The sequence below is a fragment of the Pseudomonas sp. R11-23-07 genome (genome assembly GCF_003852295.1).
Taxonomy (GTDB): Bacteria; Pseudomonadota; Gammaproteobacteria; order Pseudomonadales; family Pseudomonadaceae; genus Aquipseudomonas.
The window spans coordinates 2,636,722-2,652,332 of sequence record NZ_CP027761.1 but is presented as its reverse complement, the minus strand read 5'-3'; the positions used below and the strand labels follow the sequence as shown (position 1 = coordinate 2,652,332).

The window sequence follows — 15,611 nt, the reverse complement described above, 5'->3', positions numbered from 1 at the left end:
CGTCGGAGCCCTCGCCATGTCGTTGAACACTCGCGCCCACCCTTCGCACTCGCCGCGTTTCTGGCGCGCCGAGCGCTTGCCGTTCATCGAGGCGCGCACCATCGCCGACGGACGCAAGGTGACGTATACGCGGCATGCCCATGAACATTTTTCCATTGGTGCAATCACCCGCGGGCGCAGCTATTACCACCATGGCGCGCAGACCTTCCAGATCAGCGCCGGCACCGTGGTGTTGATGAACCCCGGCGACGTGCATGCCTGCAATCCCATCGAAAACGAGCATTGGTCCTACCATATGCTCTACCTCGACACGCCCTGGCTGACCGACCTGCAGCATCAACTGGGCTTCAGTACCGACCAGGGTTACCGCCCGTTCAACATCCCCCATACGCGGGACCCGTCGTTGTACAACGGCTTGCTGGCGTTGTACCGCCTGCTGGTGGATGAGCGGGCCGAACTGCTGCAGAAACAGAGCGCGCTGGTGAGCTACTTCAGCGAGGTGCAGCAGCGCCTGAACCCTTCGCTCGCACCGGTACGGGAGGTCAATCACAAGTTGGAGCGGGCCGCCGACTACATCCGTGAACACTGCACCGAGGCCCTGAAGCTCGAGGACATTTGCCAGGCGGCCGAGTTGTCGCCGTCTTATCTGATTCGCGCCTTCAAGCAGTATTACGGGCTCACGCCCCATGCCTTTCTGGTCAATCGCCGTATCCAGTTCGCTCGCACCCAACTGCGCAATGGCGAGCTGATCGCCGACGTGGCCCTGGCCGCAGGCTTTGCCGACCAGGCGCATTTCCAGCGTGCGTTCAAACAGCATTTCGCCGCCACGCCCGGGCAATACCGCGAAATACTCAAGCCATCAGCAAATAACCCACACTGGCCACCAGCAACGCGGCCATCGAGCGGTTGAATACCCTGACACCCTGGGGATTGTGCAGGTAGCGCCGCAGAAACGTTCCGGCATAGGCCCAACACGCCACCGACAGGTAGCAGATCACCAGGTAGAGGCCGGCGAACAACCAGACTTGCCCGGCATCGCCGTCCGCCGCGAACAGCCCCATCCCCGCCACACAGGCCAGCCAGGCCTTGGGGTTGAGCCACTGCATGATCGCGCCGTATACCATCGATGGCGCCGTGGCGGCGCCATCGGCCTGCAATTGGCCATCATCCACGGCGAGCTTCCAGGCCATGTACAGCAAAAAGGCCACCCCGCCCCACTGGATCAACTGGGTCAGGATCGGCCAGCGCAGCAGCACCTCGTGCAGGCCCAGGCCAATCAGTATCAACAGCAGCGTGAAGCCAAGCGCAGCGCCGAACACGTGCTTCTGGCTGGCGGCAAACCCGAAGCGCGCGCCGCTGCTCAGGGCGACCACGTTGACCGGCCCTGGCGTAATGGAGGTGGCGAGGGCGAAGGCAGCCATGGAAATGATCAAGCTCATTGCGGTTCCTTTTCGTGATGCCAGACGGGATGGCATCACGCTATAGGCTGGAGCGAACTCGGTATTGAACAAAACGCCCCTCAAGCTGCGCGAGGCATCCAGGCTCAGCGCTGCGCGGGGATCCGGATATCACCGCTGCGGCACTGGCTTTTCACACTGCGCGGGCAACCGGCGAAGGCCAGGTCCTTGGTCAGGCATACCCGCACTTCAGACAGCACTTTGCCTTTGCAGATGACGGCCATCCCGTGATTGCCCATGCGTGGGTTGCTGTCGCGAAACAGCGCCTCGATCTCGCTGGCCGCTAATGACGGCGGCGTATTGAACGGCTGCAGTTGTGGCGGGATGACCACCGCCCCCAGTGCCGTATCGGTTTTCTCCAGGTATTCCAGCGGCACGAGCCCGCTGCAGGTGCCGTGCTTGGCCCATTCATGCTTGAGCAGAGCACGGGTGGGAAACAGCGTCGCGCCCTTGCGCATTTCCTCGTTGGTCAATCGCACGTCAGGGGCACAGGAGGCCGGCCACCCGCCTCGCGCGTACTGCGGCCACAAGCCATGCAGGACAAACCCATAGCCCTTGCCCGAACACTGTTCATTGTCCGGGTGTGTCAGGCAAAACGTCGGCGACCATGACAGCGACAATACATAGAAATCAAATTCCCCTGGCTGCCCTTGGCTGCGCGGCGCTGCCGTTGCCCCGGTGACGATCAGCAGCCACCCCACCATCCAGTATTTCATCGCGATATCCGTTTAAACAAAGTGAGTCACCACGCTATCGCAACGGCTAGGGATGTTGAGAGTAACGTTGCAGCACCTTGTCCAGGATTCGATCCGTCTTCAGCGCCTCGATTGCCAGCGAAGGGTGCTTGGCTTCCCCCCGGATATGGGCATTCATCGCAAGCACGTGGTGCCATTGGATGTGCGCATGACAAGGCACTTCCAGCACCTCGTCAACCGCCCCTTCAAGACGCAGCGGCTGGTCTTCGAATACCGAGAACGTGATGCGCCCATGACTGCCGATCAGCTCGACCCGGTCTTCGCGGCGGTCTGCCACGAAGTTCCAGCAGCCCATGCCCAACGCACCGCTGGCAAAGGTCCAGCAGGCGGTTACTGCATCTTCCGCCGCGTAACGCCCGGCCTGCCGCGCGGTGAAGCCCGAGACTTCGACGATATCTCCCGCCAGGTACTGGAACAGGTCGAACCCATGGCTGGCCAGGTCGGCAAAATAACCGCCGCCGGCGACCGCGGGATCCGTGCGCCAATTGGCGGGATTGGTGTCGGCCTCCGCTGCGGGCTTGCATAGAGTCCAGGTCAAGTGGCGTAGCTCGCCGATACGGCCTTCCTGCAACCAGCTGCGCACTTGCTGGAAGCGTGGCAATGAGCGCCGATAGTAGGAGACGAACAGGTGCAGCCCGGCGCGCTCGAAGGTGCGTTGCATCAATGCGCTCTGTTCGGCGTTCAACGACATGGGCTTTTCGACGCAGCAATGCTTGCCTGCCGCTGCCACCATCAAGCTGTACTCGAGGTGGCTGTCGGGTGGCGTGGCGATGTACACCGCGTCCACCTCAGGGTCGTCGATCAGGGCCTGGGCGTCGGTATAGAAGCGGGCAATGCCATGGCGTGTCGCGTAATCGCGCACGGCGTCCTCGCGCCGCCCCATCACGGCCACCAGGGCGGAACCTGGCGCTTTGTAGAAAGCGGGTCCACTCTTCAATTCAGTGACACTGCCACAGCCGATCATGCCCCAACGTACGGTGCTCATCTGCTCTCCTCGTTCGTTTATGTCAATCGGGCAGTATCCACATACACACCCTGGCGCGCCATAACCACTTAGCATGACAATTGCATTACACTTTTATGACAGAGATTTCGTTACAGGCAAAGATGATGAAAATACGGGCCACGGTCATATGCGAACACGAGGGGCATATCCTCTTTGTGCGCAAGGCAAGATCGAAATGGGCGTTGCCGGGCGGTAAGGTCGAACGCGGTGAACGCCCAGTGGGCGCGGCAGAGCGCGAGCTGGAAGAAGAGACCGGGTTGAACGTGGACGGCTTGCTGTACCTGCAGGAGCTGAAGGCCCGCGACACCCTGCACCATGTGTTTGAGGCCTCAGTGGTGAACATCGACGAGGCGCGGCCGTGCAACGAGATCGTCGACTGCCAGTGGTATGCCTACAACGCACTCGATGAATTGGACACGACTGACGCCACACGGCACATCGTCAAGTCCTTCCTGCGCCGCCTCTGACGCGACGGCTTTGACTGGCGAGCCATGCTGCCACTGCTGTGCACAGGGTCAAATTCAAGGCAAAAAAAATCCCAAGTAGCTGATGGAAACTTGGGATTTAAAAATGCATAAACCGTGGGAGGTGAACGCACGGCTATAGTAGCGATTGCAAAAACACGTCACAAGATTATTTTCTTCCTTTCGTCGGAATGGAAGCGTCGTAAGTCATTCAATAACCACATGTTTTTTAAGGAAAGAGGCAGATTTGTGCCACTTTTTGGTGCAAGTTAGGGGCGAGGCTTTGAACTTAATCCACTTATAAATAAGGGTTATTAGTTATTCCACTTTCATACTTCCAACACCGTTTGTTCATTGTACGATGCGTGTTCCGGACTATTTACGCGCCACTTTATAGCGCACGCAATCCTGGTAGAAACTTTGGCGAATCGCCTCGGGTTTGAGCCGTGAACGGCTGTCATAGGTCTGCTCGGTAATCCCCATGGCCATCATGCGCATCCACGATTTGTTGAATTTGATGGTCTGGATCTTTTGCCGCGCGGCGTACAGCGACACCCCCGAAAGCTTGAGTTCCTGAGCCCTGGCAGCCGTGCCCGCGCCCCAACTGCACATATACTTGTCGCCCTCGCGCAACTCCCGGGCCTGCGCGGCTGCCGCGCCGCCGGCCAGGGAACAGGCAATCAGCATGATTCCAACAGTGCGCATTAGCTTCCTCACCTAACCACCTGAAAATAAAAGTGATTCTGGCGAGAATTTTGTTACAGAGGGGCCATCAGATTGCCTTATCTCAGGCCCATGCCACTACCAACAGGCCAGCGCCCAACACCAGACACAGCGGCGAATAAAAGTAGGTGTCCAGCCTGGCGAACCTTGAGCCCACCACCTTTTTGAAAAACCCCACCAGCTCCGAATCGCCGATCGCCCTGGCAAACATCACCACAGCAATCGCACTGATCCCCCATTGCAGCGCCCCATGGGACACCGGCGAAAAATACAGTCCGGCGCGCAGGCAGACCAGCAGCGCAATCGCCACCAATCCCATCGCCACCAGGAATGTACCCAGCGTCGAGGGCTTGAAAGCCGGCCTTGGCCCGCCGGCGAATTCGCCGGGTAATTGCGGTATGGCGGCCAGGCTGCCGAATTTTCCGCCGGCGGCCCAGTACAGATGCACCATGCTGATGCAGGTGAAAATTGCGACGATCCAGCGCGCGATGATGAAGCTCATGGCGGGCTCCTCACAGAAATGTGCGAATGAGGATAGTCGCCCTGATGGTTTCTGCAGGTATTTCGTCGGCAGAGCGGGCGCGCCGCACAAGCCCGCGCGCTCATTTCCCAAAGGTTGACCCGCGCTCTACTTGAGGCTCGCCTCGACCTTGCGCGCCACATCGTCCGCCAACCACGCTTTCCACACGTCTGGATGCTCCTTGAGGAACGCCTGGGCGACGTCCCTGGGTGCTGTGTGATGCTCGCTCATCGCTGCCAACGCTTTGTTGAGCGGCTCGATGGGAAACTCAACCTTCTCGAAAAACTGCGCGATCTGCGGATGCTCCTTCTGGAACGGCGTAGACACGCCAATGCTCAATTTCGAGGCCAGCGAGCGCGTCGGCTTGGGATCAGGATTGTCCGCATCCGTCAGCGTCTTCCAGGCCTCGGCGTCGAACGGTGGCTCTTGCAGCTGGATCAATTTATAGCGGCCCATCAACGGCGTGGGCGACCAGTAGTAGAACAGCACCGGCTTGCCCCGGCGGATCGACGACGCAATCTCGGCATCCAGTGCCGCCCCCGAGCCGCTGCGAAAGTTCACGTAGCTGTCGTCCAGGCCGTACGCCTTGAGCTTTTGCTTGTTGACCACTTCCGAGGTCCAGCCGATGGGGCTGTTAAGAAAGCGCCCTTTGCCGGGAGACTCAGGGTCCTGGAACACATCCTTGTAGCGCGCCAGGTCGTTTACGCTTTTCAGGTCAGGGGCCAGGGGCTTGATGTTTTTGCTCGGGTCTCCCTTGACCACGTATTCCGGCACCCACCAGCCCTCGGTGGCGCCCTTGACCGTATCGCCCAGGCCCACCACCTTGCCTTCAGCCTCGGCCTTGACCCAGACGGGGCTGCGGCCCGCCCACTCTTCACCGATCACCTGGATGTCGTTCTTGGCCAGGGCGGTTTCCAGGGTGATGGTGGTACCGGGCAAGGTGTCGGTGGGCAAGTCGTAGCCCTTCTCGACAATGAACCGCAGCACCTCGGTGATCAGGCTGCCGCTTTCCCAGTTCAGGTCGGCAAAGTGCACCGGCGCCTGGGCGGCCGATACCGGCATTGACGCCAGTGACAGGCCCAGGGCCGTCAACGATGCAGCCAACAGTGTTCGTATTCCTTTCATCCCCTCGCACCTCGCGATATCGCAGCCATCAGCGGACGGCTTTGCTGCTAAGCGCGAAGCCTCTGAATAGTTAAGTCAACTCAACTGTAGTAGAGGTTCCGGAAGATAAAAGAAGTTCGCCGTGGTGATATTTATTCGCTGGCCTTGAACGTCACCAGTTCGCCCTTGCGCCACTTGGCGGCTTTGCCTGTCACGGCCTTGAGGGTTTTGGTCAGGCCTTCCTGCAGCTGTTCGTGGGCAGCAAATACCAGCATGACGCTGTGGCCTTCCTTGAACACAATCCCCTCGCCCTCGGCCGATGACACAAACGCGTAGTCGCCCAAGCCATATACGGTCAACTTGATATCGCGGAATTTCAGTTCGAACTTGCCACCTTCGCGGCTGGGCAATACCGCCGCGCGAAAATGGTCGCCGACCTTGAGTTCCAGGCGTGGCTTGTCGTCCACCACCAACGCCGCTTCGGTATCGATCTCAGCGATGTAGATACCTTCCGGTGTCTGCTCGGTGACGTAGACAAAACGAGATTGAAACTGCTTGACCAACTTTGCGCGCAAATCACCCAGCACGAATAACGCGTGCATATCCAGATTACTGACTGCCAAGGAAACGCCCCCACATCGAAATAGCACTGACCGCTTGAGCGGGCAGCACAAAAAAACGGCCGTTACGGCACGATCACAGACTCGTTAAAAACCTGAAGAAACCCCATAAGACCCGTACAGATAAGCGCGGTGGCCCTTATGCGAGGTCATCCGGCAACACAGCAAATCACAGGTTCAACGACCCGAGAATACGGGTCGAACAACTTCAGAGAATAACCCGATTAAAAACGCAGTTTTCCGACACGCATCACAAAAGAAAACACCTGGGCATGGAACCAGGCGCGCGCCGCCAACGACAATACTAAAACAGTAACACTAGTCAAACCACCCGAAACGTGGCGGCTATATCAACAAGGTCGATCGACAGGAGCTGAGCATGCTACGACGTCAACACGACGATACGTCCTTCCACTCGCATTCATCATGTCCGGACGAACCGCAATACTACTGCTTACCTACGCCCGATGGGTACTCCCATTCCGTGCTTTATCGCGTTGTGCCGGCCGGAAGGAATTTTTTCCATATCCAGGAAGTGACCAGCGGCAGGATAAAAGGCTTTCGCAGCGATCACACCAAGGCTTGTGCACTGGCCAAAGCCCTGGAAGCCAACTTGTATAGCCTGCACGGCACACTCGTTTCGTCACCTGGCTGACTTTACTGCACAGCGGCCCTTCAACAACTGCCATACTGACCCGTCCATTGGAGTTTGCCCCGTGCGGGTCAGGTTTCATCAGTGCAGTTACCTTGAAGAGAAGCCTATACGTGACGGAATTTGATATTGGCGAATTTTTTATCCATGGCGATGCCAGGGAAGTAGACGGTGAGTTCCAAGCGGTCATCATCATGCGGGCCAAACCGCCGTTGACCACAGTCACAGCGCATCAGGTAGAAAAAGACCGCTGGTTCAAAACTGTCGACGCTGCGGCCATCGCAGCGAAAGAAGCCGCCAAGGAGCTGAAAGCCGCCGTGGATTCAGGCGCACTCAGTTCTTGATAATCCGATAGAACTCTGGCGTGCCATACCCCTCACATGCAGGACGATGATCAGCCCGCATGGAGAATGTTATGGACACCACCACCCCGACACTTGAAACCCTGTTCGAACAACTAGGCCTGGATTCCAGCCAGGAAGCCATCGAACGCTTCACCGCCGAACACCGTTTGCCGGATGACGTCAAACTCATCGACGCGCCGTTCTGGAGCGAGCAACAGGCGGCCTTCCTCAGGGAACAATTGCATATCGACGCCGAATGGGCGCCTGCGGTCGATGACCTCAACGCCCTGCTGCACGAGTCTCCCGCCGCTTGATGCAATGCAAGCTGCCTGATTGCTCCGGCGCATCAGCGCTTGCCAGGCAGCCTTGCATTCCTGCGCCTCCTCACGGCTGGTGAAGGTGGTGCCGCGTCGTATCGTTATCGCCCTGGCTTTGCACCTTGGGGCTTGTAGCCCAAACGCAAACCACCCCAATGGCGCCCCTGGACCATGATCGGCACCGACAAGTCGTGCATCAGCTCGCCGGTATCGCGCGTGTAAGTCTGCAGCAACATGGGCTGTTGATGGCTACCGCAGCGTATGCCGGTACGGTCGTCAAACTTGCGCTTGGTGCGGTTCTGCACTGCGTCCACTTGGTCATCCCCGGTCAAGGCGTGGGAAAACGCTTTGTTATGCGTCGGCACGTAGCCCTGTTGGGTGCAGGCGATGGCAAACACCAAGCCTTCATGACGTGGCAACAGCGCCTCTTGAATGGCGGGCAACACCTGGTCGGTGTAAGCGTCAAAACGGGTTTTATATTTGCTCGGACGGGTATTCGCAATCAGTGTGTAGTTGCGGTCAAACAGATCCTCGAGGCTGATCCGGCGGCTCAGCGCATCCGCCTCGAACTGTTCGGCAATGCGCCTGGCGCCTTCGCGTGCCAAGTCGTAGATACGCTGGTGATAGTCATCCAGGCCGACTTGCGCCAGGCGCTCGCTGATGGTTTCCGCCTGCCCTTCCATTTGCACAGCGGCGTCGGCGAGCTGGCGGGTTTGCTGATCGCTTACCGTGAGGTCACTGCGCATCTGCTCCACGGCGTGGAACAGGCTGTCGAGTTGCGTGCGGTTGGTGTCGGTGCCATGGGCGATTTCACTGACTTGGGTTTCCACATCCGCCGCCAGGCTGGCGATGCTCGCCAAGTGCTCGCCGGCATGTTCCACCTGTTCAACACCGGTGTGCAGGTCCGCCGACAGTTGGCGAATCTGCTCCACCACCTGGGCGGTACGTTGCTGGATGTCAGCGACCATTACCCCGACTTCATCCGTGGCCGTGGCCGTACGGCCAGCGAGGCCGCGCACTTCATCGGCGACCACGGCAAAGCCACGCCCATGTTCACCGGCCCGCGCCGCCTCGATCGCCGCGTTCAGCGCCAGCAGGTTGGTCTGGCTGGCAATAGACTGGATCACCAGCGTCACACGCTGGATTTCCTCGCTGCGCTGGCTCAAGGCTTCGATCAGCTCGCGGCTGGCATCGGCACGCTGGCTGAGTTGATGCATGCGGGTGATGGACTGCACCAGCACTTCCCGGCCTTCGCTGCTGCGCTGATGGGCTTGGCTGGCCGCGCCTAAAGCCTGGCGGCTGAGCTGGGAAGTGACCTGTTCGGTGCTGATCATCACTTGTGCGCTGCTGACGATCTGTTGGGAGGCGCCCAGCTGCGACTGCAAACGCGCCGCCAGCTGCTTGACCGAATAGGCCACGCCCGCAGCGGAGAGTGCGTTATGGCTGGTGGTATAGGACAGATCGCGCGTCAGCTCGCCAATCGCATCGCTGGCCGCAGCGTGCGCCACCCCAGGCTTGGGACTTTTCAGGCGGGGTAGCCAGATCACCAGCAAGGCCAGCGGCAGGCATACATAGAGTGGCAAGCGGGCAAACGCCAGGCCCAGCAGTAGCAGCACCAGGGCGGCGCTCTGCGCGAGCGGTGTGAGCCAGCCGGGCAGCACGCGCGCCACCGATTGCGGTGGCACTGCTGCGCCCGTCAGAGATCCGTCTCCAGCCATTGTCGTTACCCCGCTGCTTATCGTTATTGTGTCTGCATTAAACGCCACTATCGGGCCATTATCCATGGGCCTTTAGTGCAAGTGCATGCAGTAGATCAATAACCAGGGCGTAACGAATAATTCTTTGGGGAGCCGGGCATGCGGCCCCCCGTGCAGCGCATCAGGCTTGACGCTGGTGCTTGTCGATCTGCTCGTGGCGCTCTTGCGCTTCGATGCAGTATTTGGTGGTGGGGCTGATCAGCAGGCGCTTGAGGCCGATAGGCTCGCCGCTGTCATCACACCAGCCAAAGGAATCTTCCTTGATACGTTCCAGGGCACGCTCCAGTTGCGGCAGCATGCGCTGGTCGCGATCGATGGCATTGACCAGCCAGGTGCGCTCTTCTTCCACGGAAGCAGCGTCAGCCGGGTCGGCAGGCGTGTCCAGGCTTTCAATGGCGATACGGTTCTGTTCAATGCGCTCGTGGTGTTCCACTTTCATGTCTTGCAGCAACTTCTCAAAAAAAGCGTGCTGTTCGGCATTCATGTAGTCATCCGCCGGCATGGCCAGCAACTTTTCCTTTGTCATTGATTTCTCTATAAAAAATACGTGCATTAAGGCGAATAAGGGAGCGTTCCGGCCGACCTCTACAGGTCTCGGAAAGGCGCCATCCGTTCCAAGCGCCACCCGGCACTCAATTTACGAGGGGCGGCAGTCTAAGGCCGACTTGAAGGCGCAGCAACTGAAATGACAGGCATTTTTCCCGATCAACCCCCAAAAGCACCAGGACGGGCTTGGCGAACGGTCATCGGAGTGCGTTTATAGCAGGAAAGTTCGTAAAACAGCTATAAGCGGCAAGCTGCAAGCGACAAGCTGTAGAGCTTATCTAACTTGCCGCTTGCCGCTTACAACGTGCCGCTTGAGGCTCAACGCTTGAGCTTGCGCTTGTTGCGATATTGGTCGATCACCACCGCCACCACGATGATCAGCCCCTTGATAATGTCCTGGATGTACGCATCCACCCCGACAAAGGTAAACCCGCTGGCCATCACGCCGAGGATCAGCGCGCCGATCACGGTGCCGGTGATGCGCCCTACCCCGCCCGCCAGGCTGGTGCCGCCGATCACTGCGGCCGCGATCGCGTCCAGCTCATAGGACATGCCCATGCCGGCCTGGCCGGTCGCCGCACGGGCCGAGGCCACCACGCCTGCCAGGCCCGCCAGGAGGCCGGCGATGCTGTAGACGATGATCAGGTGCCGCTTGACGTTGATCCCCGAAGTACGCGCCGCCTGCATGTTGCCGCCAATGGCGTAGGTGTACTTGCCGTACTTGGTATAGCGCAGGGCGATATGGAAAATCACCGCCACCACCAGGAAGATGATCACCGGCATCGCGCCATGGCCGATGGCCGTGTACGAGTCCGAGAGCATGCTCACCGGCTGGCCTTCGGTGTAATAACGCGCCAGGCCACGGGCCGAGACCATCATGCCCAGGGTCGCAATGAACGGCGGGATACCGGTCACCGCGATGATACTGCCGTTGATCGCCCCCGCCAGCAGCCCCACACCCAGGCCCATCGCCACCGGGATCCACACCGGCAAATCGGTCAGGGACGGAAACACCGCACGGGAAAAATCGGAAGTCTGCGCCAAACTGGCAGCGATCATCGCGGACAAGGCCAGCACCGAGCCGGACGACAGGTCGATGCCAGTGGTGATGATCACCTGGGTCACGCCGATGGCCAGCAAGCCGATGATCGACACTTGCAGGATCATCAGCACCAGGCGCTGGGAGTTCATCAAAAAGCTCTGGTCGCGCACGATCCAGCCAAACAGTTCAAACACCAGGCCGATGCCGATCAGCACCAGGAAGATGCTCAATTCAGTGGGCATGCGTCGACGGTTCTTGACCGGTGCCATCGCCGGCTTGTTGTCTGTTATTGCGTTCATAGCCAATTACCTTCTTATTCTGGAGTCAGTGGACCACGGTCATACCGGAGGCCAGTTGCATGACTTTTTCCTGGGTGGCCTCAGCCCGATCCAGGGTGCCCATCAGTTCGCCTTCGTGCATCACCATCACCCGGTCGCTCATGCCGAGCACTTCGGGCAGTTCCGAGGAAATCATGATCACCGCCATGCCCTCGCTGGCGAGGAAGGCGATCAGGCGGTAGATCTCGGCCTTGGCGCCCACATCGATGCCACGGGTCGGCTCATCGAGAATCAACAGTCGCGGGTTGGTCATCAGCCAGCGCGCCAGGAGCGCCTTCTGCTGGTTGCCGCCGGACAAGGTATCGATGCACTGTTCCAGCGAGGGGGTTTTCACTCGCAGCTTCTTGCACATGTCTTCGCACAAGGCGCGCAGGGCTTTCTGCTGGATGAAACCGTTGCCCGAATAGTGCGGCAACACCGCCATTTCCATGTTCTCCAGTACCGACAGGCACGGGAACAGGCCGCTGAGCTTGCGGTCCTCGGTCAACAGCGCAAAGCCCTTCTCGATGGCCATGTGCGGGTCGCTGATGCGCACCGGCTTGCCGTCGAGGGTGATCTGCCCGCTGCTGCTTGGGGTTATGCCGAAAATGGTTTCCGCCACGTTGGTGCGGCCCGAGCCCATCAACCCGGCGATGCCGAGGATTTCGCCCGCGTGCAGGTCAAACGAAACGTCCGTGAACACACCGTCCAGGCTCAGGTTGCGCACCGACAGCAACAAGTCGCCGATCGGCGTCTCGCGTACCGGGAACAACTGGCTCAGCTCACGGCCGACCATCATCGAGATCAGGCTGTCGCTGTTCATCGTGTCGGCACGCTGCAAGCCGATGTACTGGCCGTCACGAAACACCGCCACTTCATCGGCGATGGCGAACACTTCGTTCATTTTATGCGTGATGTAGACGATGCCTTTGCCCTGGGACTTGAGGTCGGCAATGATCGAAAATAGATGGGCGACTTCCTTCTCGGTAATCGCCGAGGTCGGTTCATCCATGATCAGGATGTCGGAGTCATAGGACACGGCCTTGGCGATCTCGACCATCTGCCGCTCGGCGATGCTCAGGTTGCCGACCTGTTCTTCCGGGTCGAGGTTGATGCGCAGGCGCGCCAGCAGCTCGGCGGTACAGCGGTGCATTTCGCGGTGGTTGACCATGTGCAGGCTGTTGAGCTGCTCACGGCCGATCCAGATATTCTCGGCGATGCTCATGTGCGGCATCAGGTTGAGTTCCTGGTGGATCATCGCAATCCCGGCCTTTTGGGCCGCCAGGGGCGTTTCAAACACAATCGGCTTGCCGCGCAGGCGAATTTCGCCGGCATCGGGCTGATAGATGCCGGCGATGATTTTCATCAGCGTCGACTTGCCCGCACCGTTCTCGCCCATCAGCGCCAGCACCGTGCCGGGGCGCACCCGCAACTGCACATCGTCCAGGGCCACGACGCCGGGAAAGCCTTTGCTGATGTTGAGAATTTCCAGCAGGTAGGGTTCGTCCTGCGCCAGCGGCTGGATACCCGGCGGCTGCGAGACAGTGGCATGAGCGAGCATAGGAAGGTACTCCATCTGCAGGGCGGCCGTGACCGCCCTGCCGGCTTAGGGTTGTGAGGTCAGGGCTACTTGAAGTCTTTGACGTTGTCCGGGGTGATGAGCTTGAACGGGATCACCACGTTCTGCTCCACCGGCTCGTTCCTGGCCATCTTGCGCGCCGCTTCCACCGAGCCCACGGCCTGGCCCTTGGCATCCTGGAACGCCGAGGCGGCCATCTCACCCTTGGTGATTGCGTTAAGGCCGTCCGGCGTGCCGTCGACCCCGGCGATCAACACGGTGCCGGGCTTGGTGCCTGCCGACTTCAACGCCATGGCCGCGCCAATCGCCATCTCGTCGTTGTTGGCCAGTACGGCATTGAACTCACGGCCCTGGGTCAGCCAGTCGTTGACCAGGGTCATGCCCCTGTCGCGCAACCAGGTACCCGTCTGTTCCTGCTCGATCTTGATGCCAGGGTAGTTGGCCAGCACTTCCTTTACACCCTTGGTGCGGTTGGTGGTGGAGTTGTTCGCCAGGTCGCCGAGCAGGATCACGATCTTGCCCTTGCCGCCGAGTTTTTCGGCGATGTACTGCATTTGCAGCTTGCCGGCTTCAACGTCATCGGACGTCACCGCGACCACGTCCTTGGGCAAGTCTTTCTGGTCGGGACGGCGGTTGACGAACACCAGCGGAATTTTCGCGGCGGTGGCGGCCTTGATGATGTTGGCTGTCGAGGCGGTATCCACCGGGTTGACGATGATGGCGTCGACTTTCTGGCTGATAAAGTTCTCGACCTGGCTCAGTTGCTTGACCACATCGGCGCGGGCGTCTTCGAACTGCAGTTGCACGCCGTCGCCCTTGGGATAAGACTTGGCTTGCTTGTCCATGTCTTCGCGCAGGTAGGTGAGGAAGGTGTCATCGAAGGCGGACATGCTCACGCCCACCTTGATGTCGGCGGCCGTGGCGACGCCACTGGCGAGCAGCATCGACAGGGCCAGCGCGGTAAAACGGATCGGGGTCTTCATGAACGGTCTGTCTCCACTTTCTTGTTGGTTTTATGGACGTTGCGTTTTATCAGCGTTCAGCGGGCACCCGCACCACCGGCGCGCCTGGAATGCAGCAGACCAGCGCGCCCTGGTTTTCGACGCACAGCACATTGAGGAAGGAGAAGTAGAACGGCCGGGCGCGGGGCAGTGCGCGTGGCGTGTGGGCAGGGCGTAAAACTCGCAGTACAGCGTTGAAGATTTTCATCTGACGGTACCTGGTTGTTTTTGATCTTGTTTTTGTTAAGTCGCCGGGGTCGAGCCCAAGACGTACTTTATGCAACCTGGAAAAGACTTTATTGGAAAATAATTTCCATATCAACCTGTTTTAGAATTTTATTCTATTTTTGTTGAAACCACCTGCTGGCGCTCGGCGCTGAGGTGTGCGGCGTCCAAGATCCGGGTGGTTTCCAACGCGTCATAAGCGTCCACGGGCAATGGGCCCTGGCCTAGCACCGCCGTTTGCAATTGCCGATAGAACTGGGTCCAGCAGCCCTTTTCAGAGGGCACTCGCTCGCGTTCCGGCCCCTGTTCGAACCAGCCCCAGCGTCGATGCTCCTCCGCGCCCCAGTGCTCGCCTTCGGTTTTCGGCGACTTGCCGGCCATCAGTGCTTCTTCCTGGCCATCCAGCCCGTCCACGGTGTAACAACCCAAGGTGCCGCTGACGCGAAAACGCGGGGCCTGGCAGTTCTGCAGGGCGTTGCCCCACAAATGGGAAACCACCCCGTTGGCGTGGGTCAGGGACACGAAGAAACCGTGATCGACGTTGGGGTGCTCAGGGGTGAATTGCAATTGCGCGAATACCTTGTCCACCGGGCCGAACAATTGCAGGGTCTGATCCACCAAGTGGCTGCCGAGGTCGCGCAACCAGCCGCCGCCGCTGGCATTGCCCACTGCCTGTGGGCTGTAGCGTTCGACACGGGACTCAAAACGGGTGATCTCACCCAAGGCACCGGCATCGATGAGTTTGCGCAGGGTCAGGTAATCCGAGTCCCAACGTCGGTTCTGATAGACGCTGAGCAGCGTGCCTTGGCGTTCAGCGGCGGTGATCAAGGCCTGGGCCTGCTCGGCGTTGGCGGCGAAGGGCTTGTCGCTGACCACCGCCACGCCGTGTTCGATGGCTTCCAGCACCAGCGCCGGGCGGCCCTTGAGGGTGGTGGAGATGACCAGGGCATCGACGCCGGCTTCGACGATCTGGCCGATGCTGTCGAACGCCCTGACCCCTGGCAGATCGGTATTGAGTTGCTGACGCCGCTCGGGTGAACGGGTCACCACCCCCACAAACGTGGCGCCCGGCAATGTTGCAATCAGTGGCGCATGAAAAAAGCGCCCTCCATGGCCATAGCCGACCAGTCCGATTCGCATGATTTATTCCTTCTTTGAAGTGCAAACCCAATCCAATGTGGG

18 protein-coding genes and 1 pseudogene are annotated in these 15,611 nt (G+C 59.6%); 4 read left to right on the top strand and 15 right to left on the bottom strand.

Features of this window, described 5'->3' with window-relative positions:
• Nucleotides 1-16 precede the first annotated feature (16 nt).
• A complete protein-coding gene (locus C4J84_RS12060; RefSeq protein ID WP_124435406.1) occupies nucleotides 17-910 on the top strand; it encodes an AraC family transcriptional regulator in 894 nt (297 codons plus the stop codon).
• Here the strand turns inward: C4J84_RS12060 and C4J84_RS12055 are convergent.
• The 3 genes from C4J84_RS12055 to C4J84_RS12045 all read right to left on the bottom strand — a co-directional run bounded on the left by C4J84_RS12055 (nucleotide 852) and on the right by C4J84_RS12045 (nucleotide 3,197).
• Complete coding sequence (locus tag C4J84_RS12055) at nucleotides 852-1,439, bottom strand: LysE family translocator (RefSeq protein ID WP_124435405.1); 588 nt, start codon at nucleotides 1,437-1,439, stop codon at nucleotides 852-854. The two genes, C4J84_RS12060 and C4J84_RS12055, sit on opposite strands and share 59 nt — an antisense overlap.
• A gap of 104 nt (nucleotides 1,440-1,543) precedes the next feature.
• Nucleotides 1,544-2,173: a ribonuclease T2 gene (locus C4J84_RS12050; protein ID WP_124370601.1), complete on the bottom strand. Its 630-nt coding sequence runs from the start codon at nucleotides 2,171-2,173 to the stop codon at nucleotides 1,544-1,546.
• Between the two features lie 46 nt (nucleotides 2,174-2,219).
• Nucleotides 2,220-3,197 (bottom strand): Gfo/Idh/MocA family protein, encoded by a 978-nt coding sequence (locus C4J84_RS12045; RefSeq protein ID WP_124435404.1) that lies wholly within the window; start codon nucleotides 3,195-3,197, stop codon nucleotides 2,220-2,222.
• 125 nt (nucleotides 3,198-3,322) lie between these two features.
• Here C4J84_RS12045 and C4J84_RS12040 point away from each other — a divergent pair, with 125 nt between their 5' ends.
• A complete protein-coding gene (locus C4J84_RS12040) occupies nucleotides 3,323-3,685 on the top strand; it encodes an NUDIX hydrolase (RefSeq protein ID WP_124365144.1) in 363 nt (120 codons plus the stop codon).
• 372 nt (nucleotides 3,686-4,057) lie between these two features.
• On the opposite strand, the gene C4J84_RS12035 is transcribed toward C4J84_RS12040, so the two are convergent.
• From C4J84_RS12035 to C4J84_RS12020, 4 genes are all read right to left on the bottom strand, one after another.
• Nucleotides 4,058-4,387, bottom strand: a complete 330-nt coding sequence (locus C4J84_RS12035; protein WP_124362714.1) for a hypothetical protein — start codon at nucleotides 4,385-4,387, stop codon at nucleotides 4,058-4,060.
• An 82-nt stretch (nucleotides 4,388-4,469) separates the two neighbouring features.
• On the bottom strand, nucleotides 4,470-4,907 hold the full coding sequence (locus tag C4J84_RS12030) for a DUF3995 domain-containing protein (RefSeq protein WP_124435403.1): 438 nt from the start codon (nucleotides 4,905-4,907) through the stop codon (nucleotides 4,470-4,472).
• Between the two features lie 126 nt (nucleotides 4,908-5,033).
• Entirely contained in the window at nucleotides 5,034-6,050 is a 1,017-nt protein-coding gene (locus C4J84_RS12025; protein ID WP_124435402.1) for an ABC transporter substrate-binding protein, read from the bottom strand.
• A 131-nt stretch (nucleotides 6,051-6,181) separates the two neighbouring features.
• Nucleotides 6,182-6,652 carry a hypothetical protein gene (locus C4J84_RS12020; RefSeq protein ID WP_057725140.1) on the bottom strand — a complete coding sequence of 157 codons (471 nt, stop codon included), beginning with the start codon at nucleotides 6,650-6,652 and terminating at the stop codon, nucleotides 6,182-6,184.
• Nucleotides 6,653-7,414: 762 nt separating this feature from the next.
• On the opposite strand from C4J84_RS12020, the gene C4J84_RS12010 reads away from it, so the two are divergent.
• Entirely contained in the window at nucleotides 7,415-7,645 is a 231-nt protein-coding gene (locus C4J84_RS12010) for a hypothetical protein (protein WP_124362709.1), read from the top strand.
• A gap of 71 nt (nucleotides 7,646-7,716) precedes the next feature.
• On the top strand, nucleotides 7,717-7,959 hold the full coding sequence (locus tag C4J84_RS12005) for a DUF2789 domain-containing protein (RefSeq protein WP_124362708.1): 243 nt from the start codon (nucleotides 7,717-7,719) through the stop codon (nucleotides 7,957-7,959).
• Here the strand turns inward: C4J84_RS12005 and C4J84_RS26725 are convergent.
• The 8 genes and pseudogenes from C4J84_RS26725 to C4J84_RS11975 all read right to left on the bottom strand — a co-directional run bounded on the left by C4J84_RS26725 (nucleotide 7,925) and on the right by C4J84_RS11975 (nucleotide 15,569).
• Nucleotides 7,925-8,118: pseudogene (locus tag C4J84_RS26725) on the bottom strand (hypothetical protein). The gene C4J84_RS12005 and the pseudogene C4J84_RS26725 overlap by 35 nt on opposite strands.
• Complete coding sequence (locus tag C4J84_RS12000) at nucleotides 8,064-9,296, bottom strand: methyl-accepting chemotaxis protein (RefSeq protein WP_372238207.1); 1,233 nt, start codon at nucleotides 9,294-9,296, stop codon at nucleotides 8,064-8,066. The pseudogene C4J84_RS26725 and the gene C4J84_RS12000 overlap by 55 nt, the downstream one beginning before the upstream one ends.
• Before the next feature lie 544 nt (nucleotides 9,297-9,840).
• Nucleotides 9,841-10,245 carry a TraR/DksA C4-type zinc finger protein gene (locus C4J84_RS11995; protein ID WP_003191666.1) on the bottom strand — a complete coding sequence of 135 codons (405 nt, stop codon included), beginning with the start codon at nucleotides 10,243-10,245 and terminating at the stop codon, nucleotides 9,841-9,843.
• A gap of 338 nt (nucleotides 10,246-10,583) precedes the next feature.
• Complete coding sequence (locus C4J84_RS11990) at nucleotides 10,584-11,606, bottom strand: ABC transporter permease (protein WP_124362706.1); 1,023 nt, start codon at nucleotides 11,604-11,606, stop codon at nucleotides 10,584-10,586.
• A 25-nt stretch (nucleotides 11,607-11,631) separates the two neighbouring features.
• Nucleotides 11,632-13,185: a sugar ABC transporter ATP-binding protein gene (locus C4J84_RS11985; protein WP_124362705.1), complete on the bottom strand. Its 1,554-nt coding sequence runs from the start codon at nucleotides 13,183-13,185 to the stop codon at nucleotides 11,632-11,634.
• 65 nt (nucleotides 13,186-13,250) lie between these two features.
• Entirely contained in the window at nucleotides 13,251-14,186 is a 936-nt protein-coding gene (locus tag C4J84_RS11980) for a sugar ABC transporter substrate-binding protein (protein ID WP_124404074.1), read from the bottom strand.
• Nucleotides 14,187-14,235: 49 nt separating this feature from the next.
• Nucleotides 14,236-14,412: a hypothetical protein gene (locus C4J84_RS26275; RefSeq protein ID WP_163001556.1), complete on the bottom strand. Its 177-nt coding sequence runs from the start codon at nucleotides 14,410-14,412 to the stop codon at nucleotides 14,236-14,238.
• 128 nt (nucleotides 14,413-14,540) lie between these two features.
• Entirely contained in the window at nucleotides 14,541-15,569 is a 1,029-nt protein-coding gene (locus C4J84_RS11975; RefSeq protein WP_124435400.1) for a Gfo/Idh/MocA family oxidoreductase, read from the bottom strand.
• Nucleotides 15,570-15,611 lie beyond the last annotated feature (42 nt).